This window comes from Antrihabitans stalagmiti, from assembly GCF_016482825.1.
GTDB classification, from domain to species: Bacteria; Actinomycetota; Actinomycetes; order Mycobacteriales; family Mycobacteriaceae; genus Antrihabitans; species Antrihabitans stalagmiti.
Window position 1 is genome coordinate 26,570 of sequence record NZ_JAEMNV010000004.1, and the last position, 25,125, is coordinate 51,694.

Annotated in this window: 24 protein-coding genes and 1 pseudogene; 11 read left to right on the plus strand and 14 right to left on the minus strand. The window is 65.0% G+C overall.

Going from position 1 to position 25,125, the window contains the following annotated elements; translation table 11 throughout:
• Positions 1-42 precede the first annotated feature (42 nt).
• Both JGU71_RS29845 and JGU71_RS29850 read left to right on the plus strand, forming a co-directional pair.
• A pseudogene (locus JGU71_RS29845) lies at positions 43-645 on the plus strand (sporulation protein); the annotation flags it as partial.
• Between the two features lie 516 nt (positions 646-1,161).
• On the plus strand, positions 1,162-1,722 hold the full coding sequence (locus tag JGU71_RS29850; protein ID WP_307829677.1) for a TerD family protein: 561 nt from the start codon (positions 1,162-1,164) through the stop codon (positions 1,720-1,722).
• A gap of 16 nt (positions 1,723-1,738) precedes the next feature.
• Here the strand turns inward: JGU71_RS29850 and JGU71_RS13180 are convergent, their stop codons facing one another.
• Positions 1,739-2,056, minus strand: a complete 318-nt coding sequence (locus tag JGU71_RS13180) for a TFIIB-type zinc ribbon-containing protein (protein WP_307829637.1) — start codon at positions 2,054-2,056, stop codon at positions 1,739-1,741.
• A 35-nt stretch (positions 2,057-2,091) separates the two neighbouring features.
• Entirely contained in the window at positions 2,092-3,048 is a 957-nt protein-coding gene (locus JGU71_RS13185; RefSeq protein ID WP_199704631.1) for a phosphotransferase enzyme family protein, read from the minus strand.
• Between the two features lie 88 nt (positions 3,049-3,136).
• Between JGU71_RS13185 and JGU71_RS13190 the strand changes: the two genes are divergently transcribed.
• Complete coding sequence (locus JGU71_RS13190; protein WP_199705262.1) at positions 3,137-4,819, plus strand: patatin-like phospholipase family protein; 1,683 nt, start codon at positions 3,137-3,139, stop codon at positions 4,817-4,819.
• Here JGU71_RS13190 and JGU71_RS13195 read toward each other — a convergent pair.
• From JGU71_RS13195 to JGU71_RS13205, 3 genes are all read right to left on the minus strand, one after another.
• On the minus strand, positions 4,740-5,474 hold the full coding sequence (locus JGU71_RS13195; protein ID WP_199704632.1) for a TMEM165/GDT1 family protein: 735 nt from the start codon (positions 5,472-5,474) through the stop codon (positions 4,740-4,742). The genes JGU71_RS13190 and JGU71_RS13195 overlap by 80 nt on opposite strands.
• Positions 5,475-5,708: 234 nt before the next feature.
• Positions 5,709-6,236 carry a peptidase gene (locus tag JGU71_RS13200; RefSeq protein WP_199704633.1) on the minus strand — a complete coding sequence of 176 codons (528 nt, stop codon included), beginning with the start codon at positions 6,234-6,236 and terminating at the stop codon, positions 5,709-5,711.
• 188 nt (positions 6,237-6,424) lie between these two features.
• Positions 6,425-7,048 carry a superoxide dismutase gene (locus JGU71_RS13205; protein WP_199704634.1) on the minus strand — a complete coding sequence of 208 codons (624 nt, stop codon included), beginning with the start codon at positions 7,046-7,048 and terminating at the stop codon, positions 6,425-6,427.
• Between the two features lie 189 nt (positions 7,049-7,237).
• On the opposite strand from JGU71_RS13205, the gene JGU71_RS13210 reads away from it, so the two are divergent.
• Together JGU71_RS13210 and msrA are read left to right on the plus strand one after the other, a co-directional pair.
• A complete protein-coding gene (locus tag JGU71_RS13210) occupies positions 7,238-8,476 on the plus strand; it encodes an acyltransferase family protein (protein ID WP_199704635.1) in 1,239 nt (412 codons plus the stop codon).
• Positions 8,373-9,041 carry a peptide-methionine (S)-S-oxide reductase MsrA gene (gene msrA / locus JGU71_RS13215; protein WP_199704636.1) on the plus strand — a complete coding sequence of 223 codons (669 nt, stop codon included), beginning with the start codon at positions 8,373-8,375 and terminating at the stop codon, positions 9,039-9,041. The genes JGU71_RS13210 and msrA overlap by 104 nt, the downstream gene beginning before the upstream one ends.
• Before the next feature lie 159 nt (positions 9,042-9,200).
• Here the strand turns inward: msrA and JGU71_RS13220 are convergent, their stop codons facing one another.
• The gene (locus JGU71_RS13220) at positions 9,201-9,803 is read right to left on the minus strand and encodes a hypothetical protein (RefSeq protein ID WP_307829639.1); all 603 of its coding nucleotides are present in this window, start codon (positions 9,801-9,803) and stop codon (positions 9,201-9,203) included.
• Between the two features lie 479 nt (positions 9,804-10,282).
• On the opposite strand from JGU71_RS13220, the gene JGU71_RS13225 reads away from it, so the two are divergent.
• From JGU71_RS13225 to JGU71_RS13235, 3 genes are read left to right on the plus strand one after another with little or no spacing between them, the layout of a single operon-like run.
• Positions 10,283-10,627 carry a rhodanese-like domain-containing protein gene (locus JGU71_RS13225; RefSeq protein WP_199704637.1) on the plus strand — a complete coding sequence of 115 codons (345 nt, stop codon included), beginning with the start codon at positions 10,283-10,285 and terminating at the stop codon, positions 10,625-10,627.
• Between the two features lie 34 nt (positions 10,628-10,661).
• Positions 10,662-11,690, plus strand: a complete 1,029-nt coding sequence (locus JGU71_RS13230; RefSeq protein WP_199704638.1) for a DUF4328 domain-containing protein — start codon at positions 10,662-10,664, stop codon at positions 11,688-11,690.
• Positions 11,687-12,457 (plus strand): glycerophosphodiester phosphodiesterase, encoded by a 771-nt coding sequence (locus tag JGU71_RS13235; protein ID WP_199704639.1) that lies wholly within the window; start codon positions 11,687-11,689, stop codon positions 12,455-12,457. The genes JGU71_RS13230 and JGU71_RS13235 overlap by 4 nt, the downstream gene beginning before the upstream one ends.
• A 12-nt stretch (positions 12,458-12,469) precedes the next feature.
• Here JGU71_RS13235 and JGU71_RS13240 read toward each other — a convergent pair whose 3' ends face one another.
• Both JGU71_RS13240 and JGU71_RS13245 read right to left on the minus strand, forming a co-directional pair.
• The gene (locus tag JGU71_RS13240; protein ID WP_267908406.1) at positions 12,470-13,561 is read right to left on the minus strand and encodes a DUF5685 family protein; all 1,092 of its coding nucleotides are present in this window, start codon (positions 13,559-13,561) and stop codon (positions 12,470-12,472) included.
• Between the two features lie 111 nt (positions 13,562-13,672).
• Complete coding sequence (locus tag JGU71_RS13245; RefSeq protein ID WP_307829640.1) at positions 13,673-15,133, minus strand: protein kinase domain-containing protein; 1,461 nt, start codon at positions 15,131-15,133, stop codon at positions 13,673-13,675.
• A 132-nt stretch (positions 15,134-15,265) separates the two neighbouring features.
• On the opposite strand from JGU71_RS13245, the gene JGU71_RS13250 reads away from it, so the two are divergent.
• On the plus strand, positions 15,266-17,746 hold the full coding sequence (locus JGU71_RS13250) for an FtsX-like permease family protein (RefSeq protein WP_199704641.1): 2,481 nt from the start codon (positions 15,266-15,268) through the stop codon (positions 17,744-17,746).
• 3 nt (positions 17,747-17,749) lie between these two features.
• Here JGU71_RS13250 and JGU71_RS13255 read toward each other — a convergent pair whose 3' ends face one another.
• Positions 17,750-18,895 (minus strand): DUF5685 family protein, encoded by a 1,146-nt coding sequence (locus JGU71_RS13255; RefSeq protein ID WP_199704642.1) that lies wholly within the window; start codon positions 18,893-18,895, stop codon positions 17,750-17,752.
• A gap of 120 nt (positions 18,896-19,015) precedes the next feature.
• Between JGU71_RS13255 and JGU71_RS13260 the strand changes: the two genes are divergently transcribed.
• On the plus strand, positions 19,016-19,918 hold the full coding sequence (locus tag JGU71_RS13260; RefSeq protein WP_199704643.1) for a DUF5926 family protein: 903 nt from the start codon (positions 19,016-19,018) through the stop codon (positions 19,916-19,918).
• A gap of 10 nt (positions 19,919-19,928) precedes the next feature.
• Here JGU71_RS13260 and JGU71_RS13265 read toward each other — a convergent pair whose 3' ends face one another.
• The 5 genes from JGU71_RS13265 to JGU71_RS13285 all read right to left on the minus strand — a co-directional run bounded on the left by JGU71_RS13265 (position 19,929) and on the right by JGU71_RS13285 (position 24,242).
• Positions 19,929-20,474, minus strand: a complete 546-nt coding sequence (locus tag JGU71_RS13265; protein ID WP_199704644.1) for a ferritin — start codon at positions 20,472-20,474, stop codon at positions 19,929-19,931.
• Positions 20,475-20,571: 97 nt separating this feature from the next.
• Positions 20,572-21,123, minus strand: a complete 552-nt coding sequence (locus JGU71_RS13270) for a ferritin (protein WP_199704645.1) — start codon at positions 21,121-21,123, stop codon at positions 20,572-20,574.
• Positions 21,124-21,163: 40 nt separating this feature from the next.
• Complete coding sequence (locus JGU71_RS13275) at positions 21,164-22,561, minus strand: LCP family protein (protein ID WP_199704646.1); 1,398 nt, start codon at positions 22,559-22,561, stop codon at positions 21,164-21,166.
• An 18-nt stretch (positions 22,562-22,579) separates the two neighbouring features.
• A complete protein-coding gene (locus tag JGU71_RS13280; RefSeq protein ID WP_372433168.1) occupies positions 22,580-23,386 on the minus strand; it encodes a CPBP family intramembrane glutamic endopeptidase in 807 nt (268 codons plus the stop codon).
• 88 nt (positions 23,387-23,474) lie between these two features.
• Positions 23,475-24,242, minus strand: a complete 768-nt coding sequence (locus JGU71_RS13285) for a DUF2470 domain-containing protein (RefSeq protein WP_199704647.1) — start codon at positions 24,240-24,242, stop codon at positions 23,475-23,477.
• Between the two features lie 77 nt (positions 24,243-24,319).
• Between JGU71_RS13285 and JGU71_RS13290 the strand changes: the two genes are divergently transcribed.
• Positions 24,320-25,066, plus strand: coding sequence for a hypothetical protein (locus JGU71_RS13290; RefSeq protein WP_199704648.1), 747 nt, complete (start codon positions 24,320-24,322; stop codon positions 25,064-25,066).
• Positions 25,067-25,125 lie beyond the last annotated feature (59 nt).

A 25,125-nucleotide genomic window follows, 5' to 3' on the forward strand; every position in this document is an offset into this window, starting at 1 on the left:
AGGCCGGCCTGGGTAGGGTGGCCTATGGCATTCAGAGGGCTGATGGGTGGCGGCGCCAGCGTCGACACAGTGCTGCACGATCCGCGGGTGTACCCGGGTGGCGTCCTGCAGGGGACGGTGAACGTCGTTGGCGGACATACCGATCGCGACGTCAACTTCATCGAACTCGCATTGACGGCAAGGGTCGAAGTCGAGACCGACGACTCGGAGTACAACGCCAACGTCGAGTTCAACAAACGTCGAATCAGCGGGCCGTTCAGATTGGCGGCAGGCGCACGATTCCCGGTGCCGTTCACACTCGATATTCCGTGGGAAGCGCCGTTCAACGTCGTAGCGGGCACGACGTTCCACGGGGTCCGCGTCGGGGTGCGAACCGAACTCGATATTGCGCGGTCCGTCGACAAGGGCGACGTCGATCAGATTCAAATCCTCGCGTTGCCCGCGCAGGAACGGATCGTGACTGCGTTCGCCGAGATCGGCTTCCGACTCAAAGGATCCGACCTCGAGCGTGGCCGACTGAGTGGCTCGCCGCTGCCGTTCTATCAGGAAGTCGAATTCCACCCGGCGCCGCAGTTTCGAGGTCAGGTCAACGAGCTCGAGGTGAAGTTCGTGACGCGATCCAACAGCATGGACGTCGTCCTCGAAATCGATCGGCGCAGCCTCTTCGGCAGTAGCGACAAGACCAACCGTTTCACTGTCGATTTCGCGACGGTCGATCATCAGGACTGGCCGTCGGTACTCAACGATCACCTCGCTCGGATCATGGGCGGCGGCTCGTTCGGTGGCAGCGTTTCCCGGCACGCGGCTCCGGTCATGAACACCCCGCCTCCCCAGTTCGGCGGTCCGCCGCCTGCGCCTGCCTACGGTGCTCCGCCTGCTCCGCCTTACGGGGCGCCTCCTGCTTATGGCGCACCTCCCGCTCCGGCTTATGGCGCGCCGCCGCCTGCCCCGGCTTACGGTGCTCCGCCCGCCTACGGCACACCGCCACCTGCGCCTGCCTACGGCACCCCGCCACCTGCGCCTGCCTACGGCACCCCGCCACCTGCGCCTGCCTACGGCACCCCGCCGCCTGCCCCGGCGTACAACGCGCCGCCACCACCTGCGCCCGAGTACAACCCGGCCCCGCCCGCTGCACCTGCACGGTCCGGGCAGGGTGGCGGCATCAACCTCAGCAAAGGCGGCAACGTCAACCTCAGCCAGCAGGCCAATGGGTTGACTGCGGTGGCGATCGGCCTGGGCTGGGATGTGAGCTCGTTCGGCGGCGGCATCGACATCGACGCGTCGGCGATCGTGGCAGGCCCCGACGGCAGGGCACTGTCTGACCAGCACTTCGTGTTCTTCAACAACCTGAACAGCCCCGACGGCGCCGTCGTCCATGCAGGAGACAACAGCACCGGAGCCGGGTCGGGCGACGACGAGCAGATTCTCGTCGATCTGGTCAGGTTGGCGGCCAACGCGGACAAGATAGCCTTCGCTGTCTCGATTCACGACGGCCAGGAGAAGGGCCAGAACTTCGGGCAGGTGCGTAACGCGTACATCCGCGTCGTGAATCGGGCAGACAATCGGGAGATCGCACGCTACGACCTGTCAGCGCAGGCCTACAGCGAGACAGCGATGATTTTCGGCGAGCTGTACCGGCACGGTGCGGATTGGAAGTTCCGCGCGGTCGGCCAAGGCTTCGCGGACGGTCTTGCGGGGATCATCCGGAGCTTCGGTCTCTGAGCTGGAGCGTGTCAGGTCAGGATGAAAAGAGCATCTTCCCGAAGCTCTTGTGTTTGTGGTGGCCGTGACTGCTGTAGTGGCCACCGTGTGAGGCGCCCCAGGCCGGTGCCGCGTAAACCGGTTGCGGCGCACCGTATGCGGGCTGCTGTGGGTAGGCGGGCGGTGGCGGTGGTGCCGGGGTGTTCCACTGTTGCTCGGCCCGGTTGAGGCTTTCGAGTTCGCCGTAGTCGAGAAAGACTCCGCGGCACTGGTCGCACTGTTCGATCTGGAGTCCGCTTCGCGTGTAGGTCCGCATGAAGCCGGGACACTTCGGACACTTGAACTGCTGGCTCACGTGTGCCTCCACCATTTATCCGCCCCAGCGGGTGCTCAGGGCACTTCGGAAATCGTACCCATCCGCACGATTCCGCGACATGATTCGATCAGCAGTTCCTCGACCTCGTCGAGCTCCCGATCCTGCGCAGCAGCAGCGAGTACACCGCGCGCTGCTGCCTGCACCGTGATCGCGCGGGCGGGCAGGTCCAGTACCGACCACGGGTCGACGCCGGCGGGAATTGCGGGACCGCCCGCGTGCCGATATGCGTCGAGAAACTCCTGCCAGGTCTCGGGCGCCAGCATCCCGACCGCCGTCCACGCTGCTGGATGCGCGAGATCCCATGCGGCGGGCCCGATTCCAAGGTCATCGACGTCGATCAGCCGCCACGTCTCGTCGACTCGGACGAGTTGGCCGAGGTGCCAATCCCCGTGCACGAGGCAATGCTGCAGTTGGGCGGGCGCGGGTCCGCCGCGTGCGGTCCAGGCGGGGAGGGTCTCGTAGGCGTCGAGAACTGCTCGTGCCTGCGACATCGACACAGCTCGAGAACCGCGCAACCGAGTGACGGCGTCGGCAACGCGGGCGGGTCCGCCCATCGGGGGTACAGGACCGGTCGGCAGCGGCGCGAGGTGCAGGCGGGCGAGGAGTTCGGCACCGTGTTGCCAGGGTGCGCTGTCGGGGTCGTCGGGATCGACGGGTGTGCCGAGCGGCCAGACGGTGACCGGACGGTCGGCGATCGTTGTTGTGAAACCATTGGTACGCAATGGAATCGGTGCCAGTAGGACATCGGCTAGCGCGGGATCGGCTGCAATCGCAAGCTGTACGGTCAGGTCGGCCAGGGAGGTAGTGGCCGAGTGCAGCTTCACCGCACAGCCGCCGACCCCGCCGACCCCGACGACCGTGACGTCTCGGCGGTCCGCAAGGACGACCTGCGGACCCGGCGCAGCCGCCACCGATCGCCCGACCTCGACCAAGGCCGCGACGATGCGTTGGTGGGAAAAGCCTGCGCTCACGTGCCGAGTGTTGCAGAGCGCGGCGCCGACGCGGATTCGGAAATCCGCTTTCGGCCCGCGGCGGGGCCGTGTGGTCGAAACTGAACGTATGGCGCAGGACGGCAGAGCAGCCGGAGTCGACGGCGATGCAGTGACCGGTTCGGGACCCCTACCCGACATCGCGGAGGCACCCGAGGACGTCGGTTTACCGAAGCGGGATCCGGTGCTGGCGTTGCAGCACATGGAGGCTGCGCTCACGCGGGCCGATCTTGTCCATCCGGATGTGTTGACACGCACTGAATTTCGGAGATTGAGGTATCTGATCAGCTTTGCGCGGCTGACGGTGTTCGAGCCGGGCGCAGCCGGTCCCGGTGGCACGCGCGGTCGCGGTGACGTGTCCGTCGCCGACGAGTTGGCCGACTTCCGGACCCGAGTCGTCGACGCACTGCACGACCCACTGCGGACCGAACAGAACCTCGAGGCGCGCCTCGTCGCGGCCAAAGCAGCACTAGTCGATTTTGTGGAGCCGTTGGAGGAACAGCGCAGGCTGCTCGCCGAACGGCATGCGAACGACTTCTCGCTCGACGAACTCGATGCCGAGGTCGGCTACAAGGCGCTGGTGTGCGTACTCGGCGGCGGCGGCGGTGCCGGGTATGTCTATGTGGGCGGGCTGCAGCGGCTCGTCGAGGAGAACGTCGTCCCGAGCTACTTCCTGACTTCCTCGATCGGGTCGGTGGTCGGCAGCGTCGTTGCTCGAACCAACCCGATTCCGATCGACGACTACATCGAATGGGTGAAGACGGTGACGTTGCGCGGCATTCTCGGCCGCGAGATGTTGCAACGACGGCATGGTCTCACCGGTGTCTTCTCGCTGCGCTTCGACGCTTTCGCCGCGGACATGTTCCGCCGCGAGGACGGCGAGCAGATGCGGCTGTCGGACCTCGCGATTCCGTACGAGACGGTTGTCGCGGGCGTGCGCAAACAATCCTTCGACCAGCTGCCGTCGCGGTTCCGGCGCTCGGAGCTCACGGCCATCGGCATGCGGGTGCTGCCCAACATCAAACTCGGCACGGGTACCGCGCTGATCTCACGGCTCTGGCAGGTCAGTGCGTTCATCGACACCCGCGTGGTGAAACCGATCGTGTTCGGCGCCGACGAATTGACCGTCGACGCCAACGTCGTCGACGCAGCGAGTTTCTCGTCGGCGATACCGGGAGTGCTGCACCACGAGAGCGCAGATCCGCGAATGCATCCACTGCTCGACGAACTGATGGACCAGAAGGGGGTCGCTGCGCTGGTCGACGGGGGAGCGGTCAGCAATGTGCCTGCGGAGTTGGCGTGGCTGCGGGTGAAGGACGGCAAGCTCGGCACCAGAAACGCCTGCTACTACGCGTGGGACTGCTTCCATCCGCAGTGGAATCCGAAGCACCTCTGGCTGCAGCCGATCACGCAGGCAGTTCAGGTACAGATGGTCGGCAATGCGCCGTTCGCCGACCGGATCGTCAGGTTCAGTCCGACACTGGCCGCGACGAACCTCGCGCCGGCGGGTCCGGCGATCGATCGTGCGGTCCAGTGGGGTCGGGCAGCGGTGGAGGAATCGCTGCCGATGATCAAGCATCTGCTCGAGCCCGTGTGGTGGGAGGGGGACGGTCCGCCGCGGGTTGGCGTTGCGTCGCCGATCGCGAAGCTGGTGCCGGAGTCGATGAGCTCGATCATCGAGGCTGCGCGCCACGCTGCGGAGTACGTTCCGGCGTGGAAGCAGGTGACTCGGCGAGTGTCGAGTCGTCGCTAGAACTGCCCGACCAGCGGGAACGGTTTGCGAACACGACGACCGCAGCCATACCCGCCAGTGCGCCGGCAGCGGTGAGCGCGGTGTTCGCGCCGAGTACGTCCAGCAGCATCCAGACGCCGAAGAGGACGAACAGCCCGGCTGCTGTGATCCGAATGAAGTTGTCCGGCAGGTGTTTGCCTGCGACCGCACCTACGACGATGGCGAGGGCGTCGGCGGCGACCATGCCGATCGTCGATCCGATCCAGACACCGACCCAGTCGTTGTCCGCGGCGAGTGTCACGGTCGCGAGCATGGTCTTGTCACCGAGTTCGGCGAGCAGAAAGGCCGACATGACGGCGAAGAATGCGGGTGCGGTCGTCGTCTTTGCACGGTCGGCCTCGTCGTCGGTGAGTGAGTCACCGCGCAGCGTCCATGCTCCGAAACCGATGAAGGCGACGCCTGCGATGGCGGCCATCAGGTGAGCCGGAAGTGCTGCGCCGAGGTAATGGCCGACGCCGACCGAAATCAGGTGGACCGCGGTGGTCGCGGCGGTGATGCCGGCAAGGACGACCCACCACTTGTGCCGCAGCGCGAACGTCATCGCCATCAGCTGAGATTTGTCGCCCAACTCGGCAACGAAGATCACGCCGAAGCTCAGGACTATCGCGGAAAACATGGACATACCTCCGGTCACGGTTGCTGACCGAAGGTCTCGCCCACCGGGTGAACCGGTTCACGGAGCCGGGCGCCTCGTCTCGAGTTCGCCAGTATGTCGACTTCGCAATTGGGGGCTACTCCCCTTCGCTGCAGCCAACGATACCCGTACGGGCGTTATCCGGCAACTCGTGTCTCTCGAAAACCCAATGCGCACAATAAGTTTGGGGATCCGACCACGATATTTCGGGTGCCCTTATGCGGCGAGGAGCATGGCCAAAACCGCGGTATCGGGATCGCTGATCGGATCGAGGCCGACCCGGCTGATCATCGAGGTCACGGTGCCGTCGCGCTCGGTCTCCACCCAGGCTGCGCGATGCTCCAACCCGAGGTGCGGCAGACCTGGCAGCAGCAGGCAACCCGAGGCTGCTCCGACGCATTCGGGCAGCGTAGGCCGTGTTTCCGACGGGGGATGCAGCATCAACAACGCGGGCGGTTGGTGCTGAGCGAAGCGGCCGGGGGCAACGGCGAATTCGCCGATCACCGGACCTTCTGCAAGTACGAGGCCGACCGTTCCCGGTTCGGGATCGTCGGGCAGTTCTTCACGTGCGCCGAAGACGGTCGATGTGGAAAGTAGGCCGGGAAGGGTCGCGACACGAACCGCGAGGACCAGAATTTGGGCCCATTCCTTGGTCGTATTGGGCCAGCGGCCCGAGATCACGAAGCCGCGCAGCGTGCCGTCGGCGTGGAAGGGCGCTATCCCGATGTAGTCGTTCCCGTTCATTTCTACCTCCGCGGTGGATCCCGACCTGGGGTCGAACGTTCCGGGGCCACCTTGCCCAGCTACTACGGAGGATGCGGCATAAGCCCGCTGGCACACAAGATAGGCAGAGTGCCAATAGGCGGCTACGCCGCTCGTGAGTCCTTTCGGAGGGCGGACCCTCCGAAAGGACTCACGAGGCGCGAAGCGCCCTACGGGAAAATCAAGCCACCGGTCTGGCTCGTTGCCGCGGCGAAGCGGGCCTGCACATCGGCCCAGTTCACGACGTTCCAGAAAGCCTTGACGTAATCGGCCTTGACGTTCTTGTACTGCAGGTAGAAAGCGTGCTCCCACATGTCGACCTGCAGCAGCGGGATGATGCCGAGCGGGACGTTGGCCTGCTGGTCGTACAGCTGGAAGGTCAGCAACTTCTTGCCGAGCGAGTCGTAGCCGAGCACTGCCCAGCCCGAGCCCTGCAGACCGTTTGCCGCAGCGGTGAACTGTGCGCGGAACTTGTCGAACGAACCGAACTGGTCGTCGATGGCCGCTGCCAGCTCGCCTTCGGGCTTGTCGCCACCGTTGGGGGAGAGGTTCTTCCACCAGATGGAGTGGTTCACGTGGCCGCCGAGGTGGAACGCGAGGTTCTTCTCGTTCAGGAAGATGGCGCCGTGGTCTTCCTTGTCACGCGCATCGGCCAGCTTTTCGAGCGCGGTGTTCACGCCGGCAACGTAGGCCGCGTGGTGCTTCGAGTGATGCAGCTCGTTGATCTGGCCCGAGATATGCGGCTCCAGCGCCGCGTAATCGTAATCGAGGTCCGGCAGTGTGTATTCAGACACGAGTGTCCCTTCCTCCTGGGCGCGCAGCCCATGTTCTGTTCTTCGTTTCTCAGGTATTGCCACCTTTTATCATTCGTACACCCCCGGCAATAGTCGTGATCATCGAGGTGCGAACTCGCACCCGGTCTCACCTGCGGTGGATCGTTTCGATTCGACCCCGGGGTGAACAGGGCCTTAACATAAGGCGTCGTGAACACCGACGGGCGGGACTCAACGGCGCAAGCCGGTGCAGTTGCGGTCCCGCGAGTCCGATTACCGGGCGTCGACGCGCTTCGTGCGATCGCCGTCGCAGCGGTCATTTATTCACACGTCTCCTACTACGTCATCGACGATCTCGGCACCGGCTGGTGGTTGATCGACGGTGTCTACGGGATCTTCATCGGGGGCTTCGGCCTCAATCAGCATTTGTCGTTCGTCGGCGTCGCCTTCTTCATGATGCTCACCGGCCTGCTCATCACGGGCTCGGCGATGCGGCACAGTCCCGGACGGTTTCTGGCGCTGCGGATCGGTCGACTGCTGCCGCTGTTGTGGATTGCGGTCGCGGCCGCGATCGTCCTCGTGCGTCTCGACATCAACACGATGTTCAGCAGGCAGGACGGCATCTCCAACGCCGAAGCCGCGCTGAGTTTCGTCCTCGGCGGGTTCTTCCTCGATCCTGAGGTCGTCGTGCTCGGGGTGACGTGGACCCTGGTCGTCCAGATCGTGTTCTACGTCTACTGCGTCGCTGCGCGTCGCTTGTTGCGGGCTGTGCCGATTGCTGCGTCCATGCTCGGTGCCGCGCTGTGTATCGCGTTGCTGGCCTACAACAAGATCGTCCCGGAAGCGTGGACGGTGCCGATGCTGTCGAAGGTCGCGGCCACGCTGCCTGCCGTCTTCGTCGGCCAGATCATCTATCTGGCATGGACCCGCCAGGCCGGCTGGATGGCCGTCGCCGCGGCCGGGCTCGCGCAGGTCGCCGTCGTGCGGGTCGCAACGGACACCCATTCGTACTGGGGTGGCGATCACTATCTGTGGACGATGTTCGTCATTACGGGCTGCGTGCTGTTTATGGCTCGGCGCGACAGTCGATTCGCGCGTTCGCCGATCGTGCACTGGCTGGGTACACGCAGCTATCCGATCTATCTCGTGCACACGCTCATCCTGTATCGCGTGTTCGACCACGTCGCCGTTCAATTCGGCCCGACCGCTGCGGTTGTCGTGTTCCTCATCATCACCGCGGCCGTTTCCGAAGCGCTCTACCGTTGGGTCGAGGTCCCTACGAACCGATGGTTGACTGCGAAATTGCGCGAGCGTCGCCCCGAAAAGCCGGGCGTAGCATCGGATCATGTCGTGGTTTCAAGAGTTGCTCGGCCGAGTGGGCGCGAAGTCGACCCTGGTGACGGCGGGGGAAGCGTTGCCGGGGCGCTCCGAACCGATCCGGCCACCTGACACCCATTTCGTCAACGGTCGATCGGTGCGCCCGCCGTTCGACGACGGCTTGCAGACCGCGGTCGTTGCCATGGGGTGTTTCTGGGGAGCAGAGAAGGTCTTCTGGCAACTCGACGGTGTCAGCGCGACAGCGGTCGGTTACACGGGCGGCTTCACACCGAATCCGTCCTACGAGGAGGTCTGCTCCGGGCGGACCGGCCACACCGAAGCGGTCCTCGTCGTGTTCGATCCGAAGATTATCGGCTATACGTCCGTCCTTCGGCACTTCTGGGAGAATCACGACCCCACGCAGGGCATGCGGCAGGGGAACGACCATGGCACGCAATACCGTTCGGCGATCTTCACGACGACCCCCGACCAGATCGACGTAGCCAGAGCCACCGCGAAGACATATGCGGAGCGGCTCGGCGCGGCGGGCTATGGCGAGATCACCACCGAAATCGCACCGGCGTCGGAGTTCTACTACGCCGAGCGGTACCACCAGCAGTACCTTGCAAAAAATCCCGGCGGGTACTGCCCTGTGCACGCGACGGGCGTCAGTTGCCCGGTCGGTTCCAACACTTAGGGCGTGCCTCCCAAACCCTATCGGCGCCCCCGGCGCCAGATTGCCGCCCAGCTGCGTTGTCGTCGTCGCCGATCCAACAACGGGATCGGACTCCTTCTCCGCCTTGCTGGATCGACAATCCGATCACCGTGAGCATCCGAGGGGTTTGGGAGACACGCCCTAGAGCGGCGGCGCAACATCGGCCGAGTCGGAACTGGTACGTGGGTCGTTGGCGTCGTGCGCTGCCCACCAGCGCAGACCGCCGTCGATGAATTCCTGCGTATCGACCGTATTGCCGTCTCGGTCTGTGATTTGCAGCGACGTGAACCACACCCGGAGATCGAGTTCGCGTGGCGCCATGCCCTCTTCTTGTGACAGCTCGAGCACGTGCGGCGCGGCATCTTCGGCGAGAGCGGTGTCGAAGCTGAGCAGGTCGCCCCACTGAGTCCAACTGCTCTCGGGCAGGTCGATGAATTCCCAGCCGTGCAGATGGCAGCCGCCGAAGCTGTGCAGCGCCTCGGGAAGCTCGTCGAGCGTGAGCGGCAGCACGAGGGGTTCGGACTGATTCAGGGCTTGAGTTCGCAGTGACGCCGCGATCCGGCTGACACCTGAGCAGGTGACGATCACGGTTCGGTCCTGCGGTGCTGGGCCCGATTCGGGCAGCGTAAGTACGTCGAGAGTCACCTGGAACACGAGGTTCGTCCGGTCGACATCGATTTCTAGGCAGGTTGCTTCGGACAGGGCGGTGTTGAGGCCCTTGCGTTGCACATCGCTCAGATCCACCCGTTCAGGCTATCGGATTGTGTTCTCGAAGGAACCGATCGCCGCCAGCCGGCGTCAAAGGTGATGTAGGGAGAAGCCGAAAAATACATGCGCTCTACGCCCAGTCGCTGCGCCGAGTCGGGTCCTTGGAGGGGGAGGACCCGACTCGGCGCATCGTCGTTTATACGTACGGTCGTATTCGAGATTCGAGGTCGGTCGACTGGGTGTTTGCTGCGAGCAAGCACGAACTGTGGATATCGGACCGCGCATTTGTTCACTTCTGTGGATCAGCCTGTGGAAACTGTGGATAACCCACCTTTGTGCGGTGACCCACATCACAGAACAGAGCAGAATGTGGGGAAGAGCGCGCAAAACAAACCGCTCGTTCGAGTTCGCTGAAAGTTTTCCGTATCAGAGATTAGGGAAGGTTTGCCGAGTGGGGGCAGTACTACCGTCCCTTTGCATGCCCGGGTCGGGCGAGGCGTGACAGTATCGGTGGTGTGACATTCCCTCACGTCGACTCAGTTTCCGTTGCCGACCTGCCCGCGGATTTCTCGGACTCCGTCGTCCTGCTCGACGTCCGCGAGGCCGACGAGTGGGAGCTCGGCCATGCCCCGAGCGCCGTACACATTCCGATGGGTGACGTGCCTGCGCGGTTCGGCGAAATCGATCCCGACGCGCAGCTTTACGTCATTTGCCGACAAGGCGGGCGCTCCGCGCGGGTTGTCGAATATCTTCAACAGGTGGGATACGAATCGGTCAACGTGCGCGGTGGCATGGTCGCATGGCAGAAGGCGGGTCTGCCGCTGGTGAGCGACGGCAGCGCCGAGGCGAAGATCTACTGATGATCCGAACCTGTCGAACGGATGTCCGTCGCCGATGAGTGCTCCGATTCCAGGCAAGGTCATCCAAGTCTGCGCACGCTGCGGTACGCGGTGGCAGGTCCAGCAATCGCCTGCGCAGTGGTGTCCGAGGTGCCGTGGTGTCCTGTCGGCGCCGATGGCTGCGGCCAGTGCGCCCGCGCAGCAGCGTCGCGCCTATCGCTGGGTGGCGCGCCGCCCCGATGCTGGTCGCCCGTCGGCTCCTGCGGCAACTACGATCCCGCGCAACCGTCGCTACGGCTCGACCCCGCAGTGGGGACTGGTGGACCCACCGCCACCACCGCCGAAGATGGACGACGCCGATCTCGCCGGGCTCGGTCGGCACGTGGTCAACATCTTCACGCTCACCGCGATCTTGTTCTTCCTCGCTGCCGTAGCCGAAGTCGGACGCTATGCGATCCTGTTGCGCAATCGCACTCGCCTGATCGACCCGCTGCTGCTCGCCGCATCCGACACGGCTGTGCTCGCGACGTCGATCCTCGCGCTGATGGTCACGACACTCGCGGTGTTCGCCGCGGCGGGGTGGCTGATCGGCGCCCGACGGCGGGCCTTCGAGCGCGACGGTCGGCGTGATCCAAGGCCCGTCGAACAGATCGTGATGGGCTGCATCATCCCTGGCGCGAATCTGATCTTCCCCGGCGTCTTCCTCACCGAAATCACCCGCGACGCACTGCCCCGCACACGACGGCTCGTTGTCGTCTGGTGGTGTGCATGGGCGTTCGGCGCGGTTGTCGCACTCGTTGCGCTCGTGTGGCGGTTCCGCACGTCCCTGCAGGCGGAGGCAGATGGCGTGCTGCTCAACGCTTTCGCCGATCTGGTCGCCGTCGGCGTCGCGATCGTGACGATTCTGGTCATCCGCGAGTTGGACGGTCAGGATGTCCTCGGACGGCGTCGCGCAGTCAAACGCTGGCTCGTTGCAACCGGGCCTGCCACACACGTGATCGCCCCCGTTCGTCCAGCGGTACGCCCCGAACCAATTGGCGGTGCGGGGTCAGACGATGCGCAGCAGGAGGTCATGGCGAAATGAGCCCGGACAATCGTGCGCCGTTCGTCGTCGCACACCGCGGAGCGTCGGCCGCCAAGCAGGAGCACACACTCGCCGCGTACGAACTTGCCCTGCAGGAAGGCGCTGACGGGCTCGAGTGCGACGTTCGGCTGACTCGGGACGGTCATCTCGTGTGTGTGCACGACCGCACGGTCGACAGGACGTCGTCCGGCACCGGCCTGGTCAGTGAGATGACGCTGGAGGAACTGCAGCAACTGGATTTCGGTGGTGACGACGACGCAGCAGCGGTGCTGACGCTCTCCGAATTGATCACCCTGGTGCTGGATTGGCGCAGCAGACCGATCAAGCTTTTCGTCGAGACCAAACACCCCGTGCGCTACGGCGGCCTCGTCGAGAACAAGTTGCTCGCCGAGCTGCAGAGGTTCGGTATCGCGTCGCCGCCGTCGGCTGCCCATTCTCGAGCGGTTGTCATGTCTTTCGCCGCCACAGCGGTATGGCGGATTCGGCGATCAGCGCCGCTGTTGCCGACCGTCCTGCTCGGCGATTCGTCGGTCTACCTCGGTGGTGGCGCAGCGACAACAGTCGGGGCCACCGCGGTCGGTCCGTCGGTGAAGACGTTGCGTGACCACCCCGACCTCGTCGATCGCGCCGCAGCAGCCGGCCGCGCGACCTACTGCTGGACCGTCGACGACGCCGACGACGTGAAACTGTGCCGCGAACTCGGCGTCAGCTGGATAGCGACAAACCATCCAGGACGCACCAAGGCGATGCTCGCCGAACTAGCCTGACCCGCCCTCGACTCAGCAGCAGTCGCAACAATCGCAGCAGTCGCTGCAGTCGGATCGCTTGTTGTTGTTGTTTCCCCGGCACCAGCCGCGTTTGGGGCGGCGGTCCCATGGATCTTCGTAGGGGTCCTTGCAGCAGAGTTGGCCCGTGCAGCACAACCCTGTCCACACGGCGCAGCCCGAGAATGCGCCACGTCGCGGCGGTGGCGGCGGCTGATAGGGCGGTTGGTAGGACGGGCCGTACGGGTCGTAGCTGCCGAAGACGCGATTGACCGACTCGGCTAGTTCGTGGGCGAGAAGTTGGTGCGCCAACCTCGAATCATGGCTGTAATCAACGTCTTTCAAGGCAAGTCGGATGCCGATGACGGCGTCGTCGCAGAGGTTCCGTGCTTGTGTGCGGTCGGTATCGGTGACGGCCAGAGGATTGAAGGCGCCGGTAGCCGTGTCTGTCTGGTGGTCTTCGACGGCGTCGAGGAGGTGGGCGAGGCGGCCGAAGAGTTTGCCTGCTTCGGCGAGTGGTGTGGCGTTGTGGGGTTTGTCGGCGAGGTGTGCGGTGTGGGCGAAGGCGGCGGCGGTGGCTGTTTCGGTGGGTTCGGTGAGGGTGAGCAGTGCGGTGGTGGGTCCGGCGGTGTGTTCGAGGGTGGTTTGGCGGTCGACGGCGTCGAGGAGGATGGTGGGGTCGAAGCCGAGGGTGGTGGTGGTTCCGGTGCCGGCGCGGTCCCAGGTGGTGGCGATGCGTTTGGCGGCTGCGGCGATCGGTTTTCGGGCCATGACGCCGTCTTTGTCGGCGATGTGGTCGCGGACTTTGGCGGAGGCGAGGATGAGGGAGACGCCGGCGGCGAGGTGGGCTCCTTCGCCGGTGGCGACGGTGGCGGTGCGCATGCCGCGGAGTGGGCAGGGTCCGGCGGTGCGGCGGTCGGGTGTGGGGTGGTCGGTTTGGGCTTCGGTGAGGACGGAGATGACGAGTCCGTCGTAGTTGGTTGCGATGCGGGCGAATTGGCCGTGGTCTTTGCGGAGGGCGAGGCAGAGGCCGCAGAGGTGGGCCAGCCATTGGGTTTGCATGTCCTCGCTGAGCCGGTGTCGACACGGCCGCACAATCCCGAACATTGCTTCCCCTAACGAGTAGGCGCCGACCTGATGGGCTGGCTAGGAGAATAATTCAACCGACGTGATTCGGCGCTGCAAACGACCGGTGCCGACGCAAGCTCACCGGAGACGTCAGTCCGACCACTCCCAGGAATCCATGATCGCTTCGTATTCGGCGACGCCGAGATTGAACGCCTCGGGGAGTCCGGTGTAGGTGACGATGTACTCGGTGCTCTTGTGCCGCACGTAAAGTTGGCGTCCCCGAACGTCTTTCGGGACTTGCCCGTCTTTCGCGTAGAGGCTGTAGGTGAAGCGCCGTGCGGGTTCCCCACCGACCGTCGTTGCCTCGACGCCACCGGAATCGATGACGCCCTTGACGTCGTCCTCGATTCCTTTGGCATTGATTTCTGCGGACTCGTCGACAGTTTTGCCACGACTCGACGACGGATTCTTGCTGACGAGGATGTTCGCCTGCCCGTCGGAGGTGAGAAGTTTGAGCAAATCCTCGGGATCCTCGGCACTCCAGCCGTCGGGCAGGCTCACGACGAAACTGCCGTCCGAGGCTTCGGCAGTCGGTCCGGCGGCGGCTTGGCTGGTTGTGGTCGAGCCCCCGGATCCGCTGTCGCCAGACCCGACCTGCACTGCGACGACAACGCCGATCGCGACGACCGCAGCAGCGACCGCAGCTCCGACGCCGATCAACAGACCCCGATTGCTTCCGGACTTCTGGGCGGGTGCGGTGTTGATCGCCAGCGCGCGTGCTGCGTCTTCGGCAAGTTCGTGACAGCTGTTGTAGCGATGCTCAGGTGCCTTCGCAAGCGCACGTGCAATCACCCGGTCGATGGCCGGTGGCAACCCGGGACGGACCTGCGACGGTTGCGGTGGCGGGGCGGTGAGGTGGGCGTGCATTGTCGCCGCCATCGAATTGCGCGGGTACGGATAGCTTCCCGTCAGCATTTGATACAGCGTGCAGCCGAGCGCATAGATGTCGACCCGATGATCGACGTGGCTGCCTTCGAGTTGCTCGGGCGCGGCATAGGCGATCGTCGCGAGGACGTCCCCCGGCATGGTCAGACCTTCGTTCGCGGACGCGATGGCTCGCGCGATCCCGAAGTCGGTGAGCAGCGCGGACTCTCGGCTGTACCGATCGATCGGTGGTGTGACGAGGATGTTGGCTGGCTTCACGTCACGGTGCAGCAGTCCGTGGCTGTGCGCGTAGTCGAGCGCTTTCGCGGCGTCGCTGATGATGTCGACCGTGCGCTGAACGGTAAGTACGTTGGGTCCGGCCTCGATCAGTTCCGCGGCGTCGCGACCTTCGATGTATTGCATCGAGATCCACAGCTGATCGCCTTCGGCGCCACGGTCGTACACCGAGACGATGTTCGGATGCCGCATGGCGGCAGCGATATCCGCTTCACGTTCGAACCTCGCGCGAAATTCGGGGTTGCGAGCATTGCCGCCGCTGAGCAGTTTGACGGCGTCGTTTCGGGGCAGGCGAGGGTGCGCGGCCAGGTACACCGAACCCATTCCGCCCACACCTAGCAGCCGGATGATCCGGTATCCGGCAAAAATCGATCCCGGCGCCAGCGTCACCGCGCGAGAATAACACCGCCCCACTCGCGAATTCGGCTACGTTGCGAGAGTTACTACTGACTGGGGTTCGTACATGCCACCCGTACCGTCCATGCCACCGCTGCCGATCACGGCCGACGAGACGATCTGCCTGTGCTAGCTGCACTGGATCGGCTACGTCTGTTCAACTTTCGTGAATTCGCCGTGCACTGGGGTCGGTCGATAGCGTCCATCGCGGTCATTGCGGTGTCGTCGGCATTGCTCGTCGGTGTTCTCGGTGTGAGCGGTTCGATCGTCGGGTCGGTCGAACGGCTGAGCACCGCTGTCGCAGGCAACGCGGACCTCGAGGTCGCCGGCGTGACCGAGGGTGGCTTCGATCAGAGTGTGCTCGAGCAGGTCGCTGCGGCTCCCGGCGTCGAAGCGGCTGTTCCGTTGCTGCGCATGCAGTTCGGCAGAGGCGATGATCGGTTCACTCTGATCGGCGCCGATGTGTCCGCGACGAAGTTGGACAGCGACCTACGGTCGGCAGTCACGGGGAACGTCGGTTTCGATCCGACCGGCGTCGTCGTCGGTCCGGCTTTCGGTGCCGAGCGCGGCGCAACGGTGACCCTCGGCTCTCAGGATGTCCGGGTATCGGGGGTCGCGTCCGGTGCCGCCGCCGACCGCATCAACGGTGGCCACTTCGTCGTCGCGCCGCTGGGGCTCGCCCAACGTATCGCGGACCGCCCACAGAAACTCGACTCGATCGTCGTGATCGCAGCGCCCGGCGCCGATCTGGATGCGGTCCGCGACGCCGTCACCAGCGCGGTTGCCGGCCGCGCCCTCGTCGCCGACCCGGACTTCCGCTCGGTCCAGGCCGCGAACTCGATTGTGCTGATGAAGTACTCGCTGATCCTGACGGCGTCGATCGCGCTCATCGTCGCCGCGTTCCTTGTCTTCAACGCCATGAACATGACGGTGGTTCGCCGCCGCCCGATCATCTCGACACAGCGCGCGCTCGGCGGTAAGCGGTCCGGCATCGTCGCCGACCTGCTCGTCGAGGCGACGTTGGTCGGGCTGCTCGGCGCGCTGATCGGGGTCCCGCTCGGGTTGCTGATGGGCAAGTTGGCGATCGGTTCGCTGCCGCCGGTTGTGTTGCAGTCCTTCGATGCTCGGGTCGACTACATACCGCCGACCTACGGGATCGGCGTCGCTGTCGGGGCGTGTGTCCTGGCCAGTGTCGTCGCGTCGATTGCAGCGGCGCGGCAGGTCTATCGGGTCGAGCCGATCGAGGCGCTCGCCCCGGTTCCAGCATCGACCATGGAACGAACGCGAATGTCCGTTCAGGTTGTGGTCGCAGCGATCTCGGCTGTGCTGGTCGGCGTCGCACTTGTCGTTGCGCTGCGTGTCGACAGCCGAATCGCGTTGGCAGCAGTTGTGCTGTTCTTCCTCGGCACGTTCGGATTCTGTTTCGTCGCAACCCGTCCCATCGTCGCTGCGACGTCGAAGGCGGCAGCTCTCTTCGGTGCGCCCGGACGGCTCAGCGCGGAATCGATCGAGCGGGCACCACGGCGGGTGTGGGCGACGGTGATGACGGGCGCGACCGTCGTCGCGATGGTTGTCTCGGTGACAGGATCGAACGACGACCTGATCGAGTCCGGCACACAGTGGTTCGCGACCGTCGCGGACACCGATCTGTTCGTCAGTTCCACACCACCGGAATCGACGCCGACGGGCGTGATCCTGCCGATGGACCTCGAAGCCACGGTTGCCGCTGTGCCGGGCGTAGCGAGAGTTGTTCCTGCACAAGCGACTTACGCTGCGGTCGGTGACGATCGGATTATCGTGCAAGGCCTCGCTCCCGGTGCGAACGACCTGCTCGACCAGTCGGCGTCACAGGCGACAAAAGAGGCGGTCGTTGCAGGCAAGGGTGTCGTTGTCTCGCGCGATATCGGGCGGTCGATGAATCTCCACGTCGGCGACATGCTCGAACTACAGACGTCTGCGGGCGTGAAGCAGATCGAAGTGCTCGAACTCGTCGACTACCTGTCCCTGCTCGGCGGCGCGATCGGCATCGGTCTGCCGCTGTTGCGTGAGTGGTTCGATCGCCCGGGGTCGACGTGGCTCGAAGTGGACTTCCTGCCGGGCTCCGATGCGGCAGCAGTGCGTGCCGCGGTACGAGCAGCGATTCCCGACGACGTATACGCCTACAGCGGCACCGAGTTTCTCGACGCGGGAACGCAATCCCTCACCCAGGGAGCAGCTTTGAGTCAGGCGCTGACCTGGATCATCGCCCTCGTCGGAGCGATCGCTCTGTTGAACACACTGATGCTCTCGGTGCTCGAGCGGCGTCGTGAGCTCGGTGTGTTGCGAGCGATGGGGTCGAGTCGGCGGTTCACGTCGCTGACGATCCTTGCCGAGGCGGGCGCGATCGGCATCGTCGGTGGGTTGCTCGGGTTGTTGCTCGGCTCGGTCACCCACTTCGTTGCGTCGACGGCGTTCACGGCGATCGCGACGATCGACGTCGAATACCGTTTCAGCCCTGCGCAAGTGGTGTTCGCACTCGCCGCGCTAGCCGTGAGCATGCTCGGATCGATCCCACCCGCACTGCACGCCGGACGGTTGAACATCATCGAAGCCGTTGCGGCAGAATAGAAGTCAGCAGTCGCAGCTGCAACAATCGCCACAGTCGCAGCAGCAACCGTCGCAATCGCAGCAATCGGCGCACCCGGAGCAGCAGTCACAGCCGACGCACCAACCCTGTTTCGGTTCGCCCGTCCATGGGCTGTGATACGGATCGGCACAACAGATCTGGCACGTGCAGAACAGTCCGCTCCACACCGCGCAACCCTGGATCAGCCCACGCCTCGGACGCTGCGGCGGTGGCGGTTGGTCCCACGGCAGGTTCGGCACCTGGGGGTTGAACTGCAGGTCGGAGTTGTGGTTGTGGCTGTCGCCGAAGACGCGGTGGACCGATTCGCGGACTTCGTGGGCGAGGAGTTGGTGGGCAAGCTGTGAATCCTGGAGGTCCACGTCCTTCAGCGCCAGGCGAATTCCGCGGACCGCGTCGTTGCAGAGTCGCCGGGCCTCGTGGCGTGTGGTGCCGGTGACGGTCAACGGGTTGAAGGCGTTGGCCGCTGCGTCCGATTGCTGGTCTTCGACGGCGTCGAGGAGGTGGGCGAGGCGGCCGAAGAGTTTGCCTGCTTCGGCGAGTGGTGTGGCGTTGTGGGGTTTGTCGGCGAGGTGTGCGGTGTGGGCGAAGGCGGCGGCGGTGGCTGTTTCGGTGGGTTCGGTGAGGGTGAGCAGTGCGGTGGTGGGTCCGGCGGTGTGTTCGAGGGTGGTTTGGCGGTCGACGGCGTCGAGGAGGATGGTGGGGTCGAAGCCGAGGGTGGTGGTGGTTCCGGTGCCGGCGCGGTCCCAGGTGGTGGCGATGCGTTTGGCGGCTGCGGCGATCGGTTTTCGGGCCATGACGCCGTCTTTGTCGGCGATGTGGTCGCGGACTTTGGCGGAGGCGAGGATGAGGGAGACGCCGGCGGCGAGGTGGGCTCCTTCGCCGGTGGCGACGGTGGCGGTGCGCATGCCGCGGAGTGGGCAGGGTCCGGCGGTGCGGCGGTCGGGTGTGGGGTGGTCGGTTTGGGCTTCGGTGAGGACGGAGATGACGAGTCCGTCGTAGTTGGTGGCGATGCGGGCGAATTGGCCGTGGTCTTTGCGGAGGGCGAGGCAGAGGCCGCAGAGGTGGGCCAGCCATTGGGTTTGCATGTCCTCGCTGAGCCGGTGTCGACACGGCCGCACAATCCCGAACATTCTTCCACCCTTTGCGCTGAAGAAACAGGTGCTCACTACTTAGCAGACGGCATGCAATTCTGCTGTCTGTACGCGCACACTCGGTCCGCGTGCCGGGTGAGCGGTGTAGGTTTTGGCGTCGTGGCAAAGAAGAGCAAGAGGAACAGTCCGAAGCCGGGTAGCAATCGCGCGGAGAAGATCGCCGAGCGCAAGGCCGCGCTCGAGCAGGCGTCGACCGCGATCACGAGACCGTTCGAAGGTCTGGAGGCCGAATGCGACCTCGTTGCCCTTCGCGAGTTCGTGCCGTCGGCGACGGCGCCGCTACCGGTGACCAGCGGTGAGTCCATCGTTGTTGCGACGGTTCTGCCGGGTGCGGTAGCTGCCCTTACCCGCGAGGAGAACGGTGCGCGAATCGGGTACGTCGGCGTACAGGTTCAGGTGCAGTCCGGCGACCCAGCCGCCGACCTCGGCGCTGCGATCGCATGGGCATCGGCGGCCAATGCGGGCGAATCGCTCGCTGCTGCCGGACCCGACGAGACGTCACCTCGACTCGCAGACGTCATCGATGCGACTGCGGCACTGGACATTACGGTCCACAGCGATTTCAACTGGTGGATCCCGGAAGGTGTCGAACCGGCAGCCGACGTCGCTGCAACGGTCACCCAGGCCAATGCCGCGATCATGCCGTCGGCACGGCTCGATGGAGTTTCTGCCGCGTGGTGGGTCGACGCCGGAGACAAAGCGCATCTGCGGTGGGTTCGGCCCGAAGACGAGGACGAGTTGATGCTCGCGCTCGCACGCGTTCACGCCGCGGGCAATCTCAATCTCGGCGAAGGCTCACGATTCGCCGGATCGTTCCGCACCCACGGCCTGCTCGTTCCGGTCTTCGATCTCGACCCCGAACGTCATCCGAGTGAATGGAACAGCGCCACCGCGCAACTGGGTGAACGCCTCGCCGACGCCCTCGCCGTCGAAGGTCCGCTGACCTCCGACGAGCGACGGGCGCGCGACGGTCTGCGTGGCCGTCAGGTCACGCTGCGGTGAGTTACACCAGTTAGATCGCGCCGCCCGCAGCGGTGGGTGCACCGGAGGTTTCGGCGGGTGCGCCCATCTCGCGGGCGACGAACTCCTCGAGATCGAACAGGTTCGCTCCTGCTCGGTCGGCGATCGTGAGCAGCGTCGTCACGGTGGCAACCTCTTCGATCTGCTCCTTCAGGAACCACTGCATGAACTGCTCGCCGAGGTACTCGCCCTCGTCGCGGGCGGTGCTCGCCAGCTGGATGATCTGTTCGGTGACCGTCTTTTCCTGCGCGAGGGCCAGTGCAATCGGCTCGCGCGCGTCGGCGAATTCCGACTTGGCGGCATCGACACCGCTGAGCTCGACACTCATATCGCGGTCGAGGAAATACTGAATGATCATCATCGCGTGGTTACGCTCTTCGACGGCCTGGGCGTAGAAGTGTTTGGCCAACTGCGGCAGATCCGCATTGTCGAACCAGACAGCCGTTGCGATGTACTGATGTTCGGCGTTGTATTCGTGTCGAATCTGGTCGTGGAGTAGGGAATGGAACTTGCTTCTCTGAGTCTGCAACGAAGTCATGACAACCAACATATCCGCTGGTCAGGGCACCTGTCATGCAAGTCCATCCTTATTTAGGGCAGTGTTCCCTAATTAAGGCGCGCCTATTACGTAGGCGTTATACGCCGCCTCCGGCAACGCGAGGAGCGCTCGGATCCCGCCCCGCAGCACCCCCGAAATCGCGAGCAACGAAGTCTTCGACGTCGAACAAATTGCCATCGGCGCGGTCGACTACCGCAAGGAGAGTCGTCATACTCGCGACTTCCTCGACCTGTTCTTTGAGAAACCACTGAATGAATTGTTCGCCGAGATAGTCACCGGACGAGCGAGCTGTCTGCGCGAGCTGGGTGATCTTCGTCGTCACGTCCCGTTCCTGATTCAGCGCGAACTCGACGGCGCCGCGGACCGAGGTGACCGTGGAGGTGATCGGGTCGAGTCCGCCGACGCGAACCGGAACATCGCGGTCGAGCAGGTACTGCACCATCATCAGCGCGTGCGAGCGCTCTTCGGCGGCCTGCGCGTAGAACCGGCGAGCCAGCTGCGGAAGCTTGTTCGAGTCGAAATACACGGCAATGACGATGTATTGCTGCGACGCGGTGAACTCGTGCCGGATCTGCTCGCGGAGGAGTTCGTGGAAAGCGCTGTCGCTGTTGACATTCGAATTCGACATAGGCATTGAGGTTACAAGGCCGCAGAGCTGGATTGGGACGCTACGGTCCCGTCGTGATCAGCTCGGGCGGAATCGGCTCGTCGTTGGCAAGCGCGCCGAAGAACTGAGCCGCGCGGGCATCGTCCCAGAGCAGCACGTTGCCGGACCCGTCGACGTCTTCGAAGCCTGAGATCGGCACTGTTGTCGTGATCATTTCCCCGCGCAGCGCCCAGCCGAGCCGCGCGAGGTCGGTCATGCCGTCGCCGCGGTCGACCTTCAGCGATTCGACGGCGCCCTTGGCGAACGGCAGCAGCTTGAACGGGTTGAGCACGGTGGTCGGGCTCGTCGACTTCTTCAACAGTGCTGACATAAATTGGCGCTGCCGATTGATCCGGTCGAGGTCGGCGAGTGGGGTCGCGCGACTGCGAACAACCCCCAGCGCCTCGGCGCCGTTCAATTTCTGGCACCCACCGGGCAGGTTGATGCCTGCCAAGGGATCGTCGATCGGCTGGTCGAGACACATATCGACGCCGCCGAGCGAGTCGACCAAGCCGGCGAAACCGTCGAAGCCGATCTGCGCGTAGTGGTCGATGTGTACGCCCGTCGCACCTTCGATGGTTTGCACAAGCAGAGCGGGTCCGCCGATCGCGAAGGATGCGTTGACCTTGTCGGTCCCGTTGTCGGGGATCGCGAGATAGGAGTCGCGGGGGATGCTCACCATGACCGCCGGACCCGACTTGGGCAGGTGGATCAGGATGATCGTGTCGGTCCGCTCGGGCCCGGTGTCACCGCCGGTTGCGAGCGCTTGCTCCTCCTCGGGCGTCAGTCCGGTTCGGCTGTCGGAGCCGACGAGCAACCAGTTGGTGCCGGGTGTGTCGGCGACGCGGCCCGGATAGTCGACGAGCGCGTCGACCTTCTCCAGCGGCAGCGTGACGATGTAGACCGCGATGCCGATCAGAACCAGCAACAGAATCAACGGCAGCAGCAGGATCCGTCGGACCCAACGCCATGGACTGCGTCGTGTGCGAGCCCTCGGCGGGCGCGGCGGTGGACCGGTCGGGCCGGTACTGCGTCGAGATGGCGGTGGGGGTGGCGGCGACGCGGCATAGCGGGGTGGGCGTTCGGTGAAGCGCTCGGGCTGCTGCGTCGGGGCGTAGCGGACGCCGTCGTTGCGTTCGGGCGGTCGGTAGCCGGGTGGTGGACCGGCCGGGGGGCGCGGGGGCTGGGCCTGGCGTGGCGGCGGCTGCTGCGGAGGCCGGTAGTTCGGCTGCTGCGGCGCTTGCGACCAAGCCTGTGGCGTCGGTGGACGCACACTCGGGCGGCGCACGAACTCCGTCTCCTCGGGTTCCGGGCGTCGGGGTGGTGGTGGCTGCCGTGGCGGCGGACCCTGCCGTGGGGGCGGCGATCTACGCGGCGGCGGTTGCCTGCCGGGTTCGTCGGAGAAGAAATCGCCGTTCACGAGGGACGACTTTACGCATCAAGGAAGCCAAGAGAGATGTCCGTGCAGCAGCGTGTAGCCGATGTAGGCCACGACGTCGATGGTTGCGTGCGCTATCAGCAGTGGCCACAGCCGATTCGTCCTTTGCCAGAAGCGGCCGAAGACCAGGCCCATCACGACGTTTCCGATGCCGCCGCCGAGGCCTTGATACAGGTGATAGCTCCCGCGCAACAACGACGATGCGGCCAGACTCGCATTCTCCGACCAGCCGAGGCGTCGGAGGCGGGTGATCAGATAGCCGACCACGAGCACTTCCTCGGCGACAGCGTTGGCGATGGCCGCGAGGACGAGCACAGGTAGCCGCCACCAATGGTCCTGCAGTCCGCTCGCAACGATGGCGACGTTCAGGCCGAGCGCGTGCGCGACGAGATACAGCGCGAGGCCGGGCAGGCCGATCAGCGCTGCGAGTCCAAGACCTGGGACGACGTCGCCGCGCAATACGGGTTTGGCCAACCCGACCAGCCGAGGACCTACGCCGCTCCGCCACAGCAGATACAACCCGAGCGCCGCCCAACCACACAGCCGGAGCACCCGCAGCAGTTGGTAGAGCAGGTCGATGAACGAGATCGACGACGCCGTCTGGTTGAGAGCGACGGATTGGTCCCCGATACCGCCCGCCGCGAGTGCGGATTCGAGCAGCGAGATCGCCGCGCTGAGCCCGCTGAGACCGAACGTGACGACCAGAACGACCACGATCTCGATGCGGATGCCGATGCGTTCGTGCGAATCGGGCCCGGGTCGGTCGGATTCGGGTGGCTGCGAGCGCAGCCAGTCGGTGATCGGCACTCCGCGATTGTGCCTCAGGGCGCTCCGCGCCTCGTGCGTCTTTTCGGCGCGCCCGCCCTCCGAAAAGACTCACGAGCGGCGTAGCCGCCTACCGGGTTCGCAGACCGTTCAGAAAGGGGCAGCCGACGAGGACCCGGACCGCTTTGCTCAGTCCGGCCATGTCCTCGACCGGCTCGGCGAAGGGCAGTCGCACGTCGCGATCGCCGTCGAAAGCTTCGACGCGAAGGCTGATGCCGTAGCGATCGATGGCGAGCGGGCGCACTCTGCCTCGCCGCAGCGAAGGCGGCAGCCGGCGAGCGAGCTGGGAGATCAGGTCGGCGTGGTCTTCGTCTAGATGCTGAAGCCATGCGGTCTCCAGTTCCCAGAAGGGGTCTGGCTCGGCGAGACGCAGTTCGTCTACGTCGACCGGTTCGGCCCCCGTTGCATCGGCGACAACGGCGGAATCGAGGCGCAGCCAGAGCAGCGACGTGCCGTGACCGACATCGAGCAGGGCTTCGTGTGGATGCTCAGCGGCGACCTCGGCAGCGAGAACACGCTCCACGTGCGGGGGCACCGGGCGCACTGTGCCGCGCAGCCAGACCAAGGACCGGACCGGCTCACGCAACGGAAGCGGCGCGTGATCTGCGAGTTCGAGTACCGCGGGCAGCCCACCCTGTCCGGCCTGCCAGGCGAGGGCGGTCGTTCGGGAGTCGGTCGCGATGGCGACGATCACATCGCCGCACGAGCGCAGATGGTGCAACGTCGTCGGGATCGGATCGCTGGCAGGGATCGCAAGCATCGAATCCTGCGAGCGGGCAACGGCGCTGCGGATGCGCTCCGCGGTCGTGGGTCCCTGCTGGGTTGTCGCTCGCGTCATGGATCGCCTCTCCGCGTCGTGTGTCGACCTTTTGTCTACCAAGTAAGGTTTGGCTAAGTCAGGTAAACCTAAGCTAAGTGACGGCGGCAGGATTCGCAAGTGGAACGCTCGAATACGGTGGACGGGTGCCGGTACCGCTGACCTTGGGAATTCCGAAGCCGCGCGACAACCGCGCGCTCACCGCGGGACTGTTGCAGCAGCGCTGCGACGACGCCGACGTGTTTCGTGACCGGGTGGTCGGTGGGCTCGTCGGACTCCCCGTTCTGACCGCAGCCGTGTACGACGTGGTGCGGTCCGACGTCGACGGTGTTGCGGTGATTCTCGACCCGGAGCGCCCCGCGCCCGATCCGAATACGTTCGCGCACGATTTCCCAGGCGTCACCCACGTTGAGGTCGACTGCCGCGCGGAACAGGTGGCGGATGCGTTGCAGGTGCGCCTACCGACTCGGATCGTCGTGTTCGTCGAGGACGTCACCGCCGAGATCGTTCGCGAGATAGTCGCCGCCGGGCACAGCGCCGGCATCGATCTGGCTGCCGCGCCCGACCGAATCGCCGACTTCCTCGCCGTCGTTGCTCACGCCGATGTGGGGTTCTTCGTGCGCGCCGCAGGAGGTCGCGATGCACTGTCGATCCTCGCCGCAACGGTTGCCGCGTTGAGTGGCGCGGACGTGCGGTCGGCGCTGGCTGAGCCGAACGTCGACGGATTGCTCGCCCTGCATCCCGACGCCGCAGCAGCGGTCCGCGACATCTTGCTCGGCATCGAAGTCGACGACATTCGAGAGGCGTTGGCGTACTTCGATGTTCGTGGTCTGCGTGCGCCGTGACCTCCTGTCGCATGTAACAGCGGGTGGCATCGAGTCGACGTAGGTGTCAGTGCACGGGC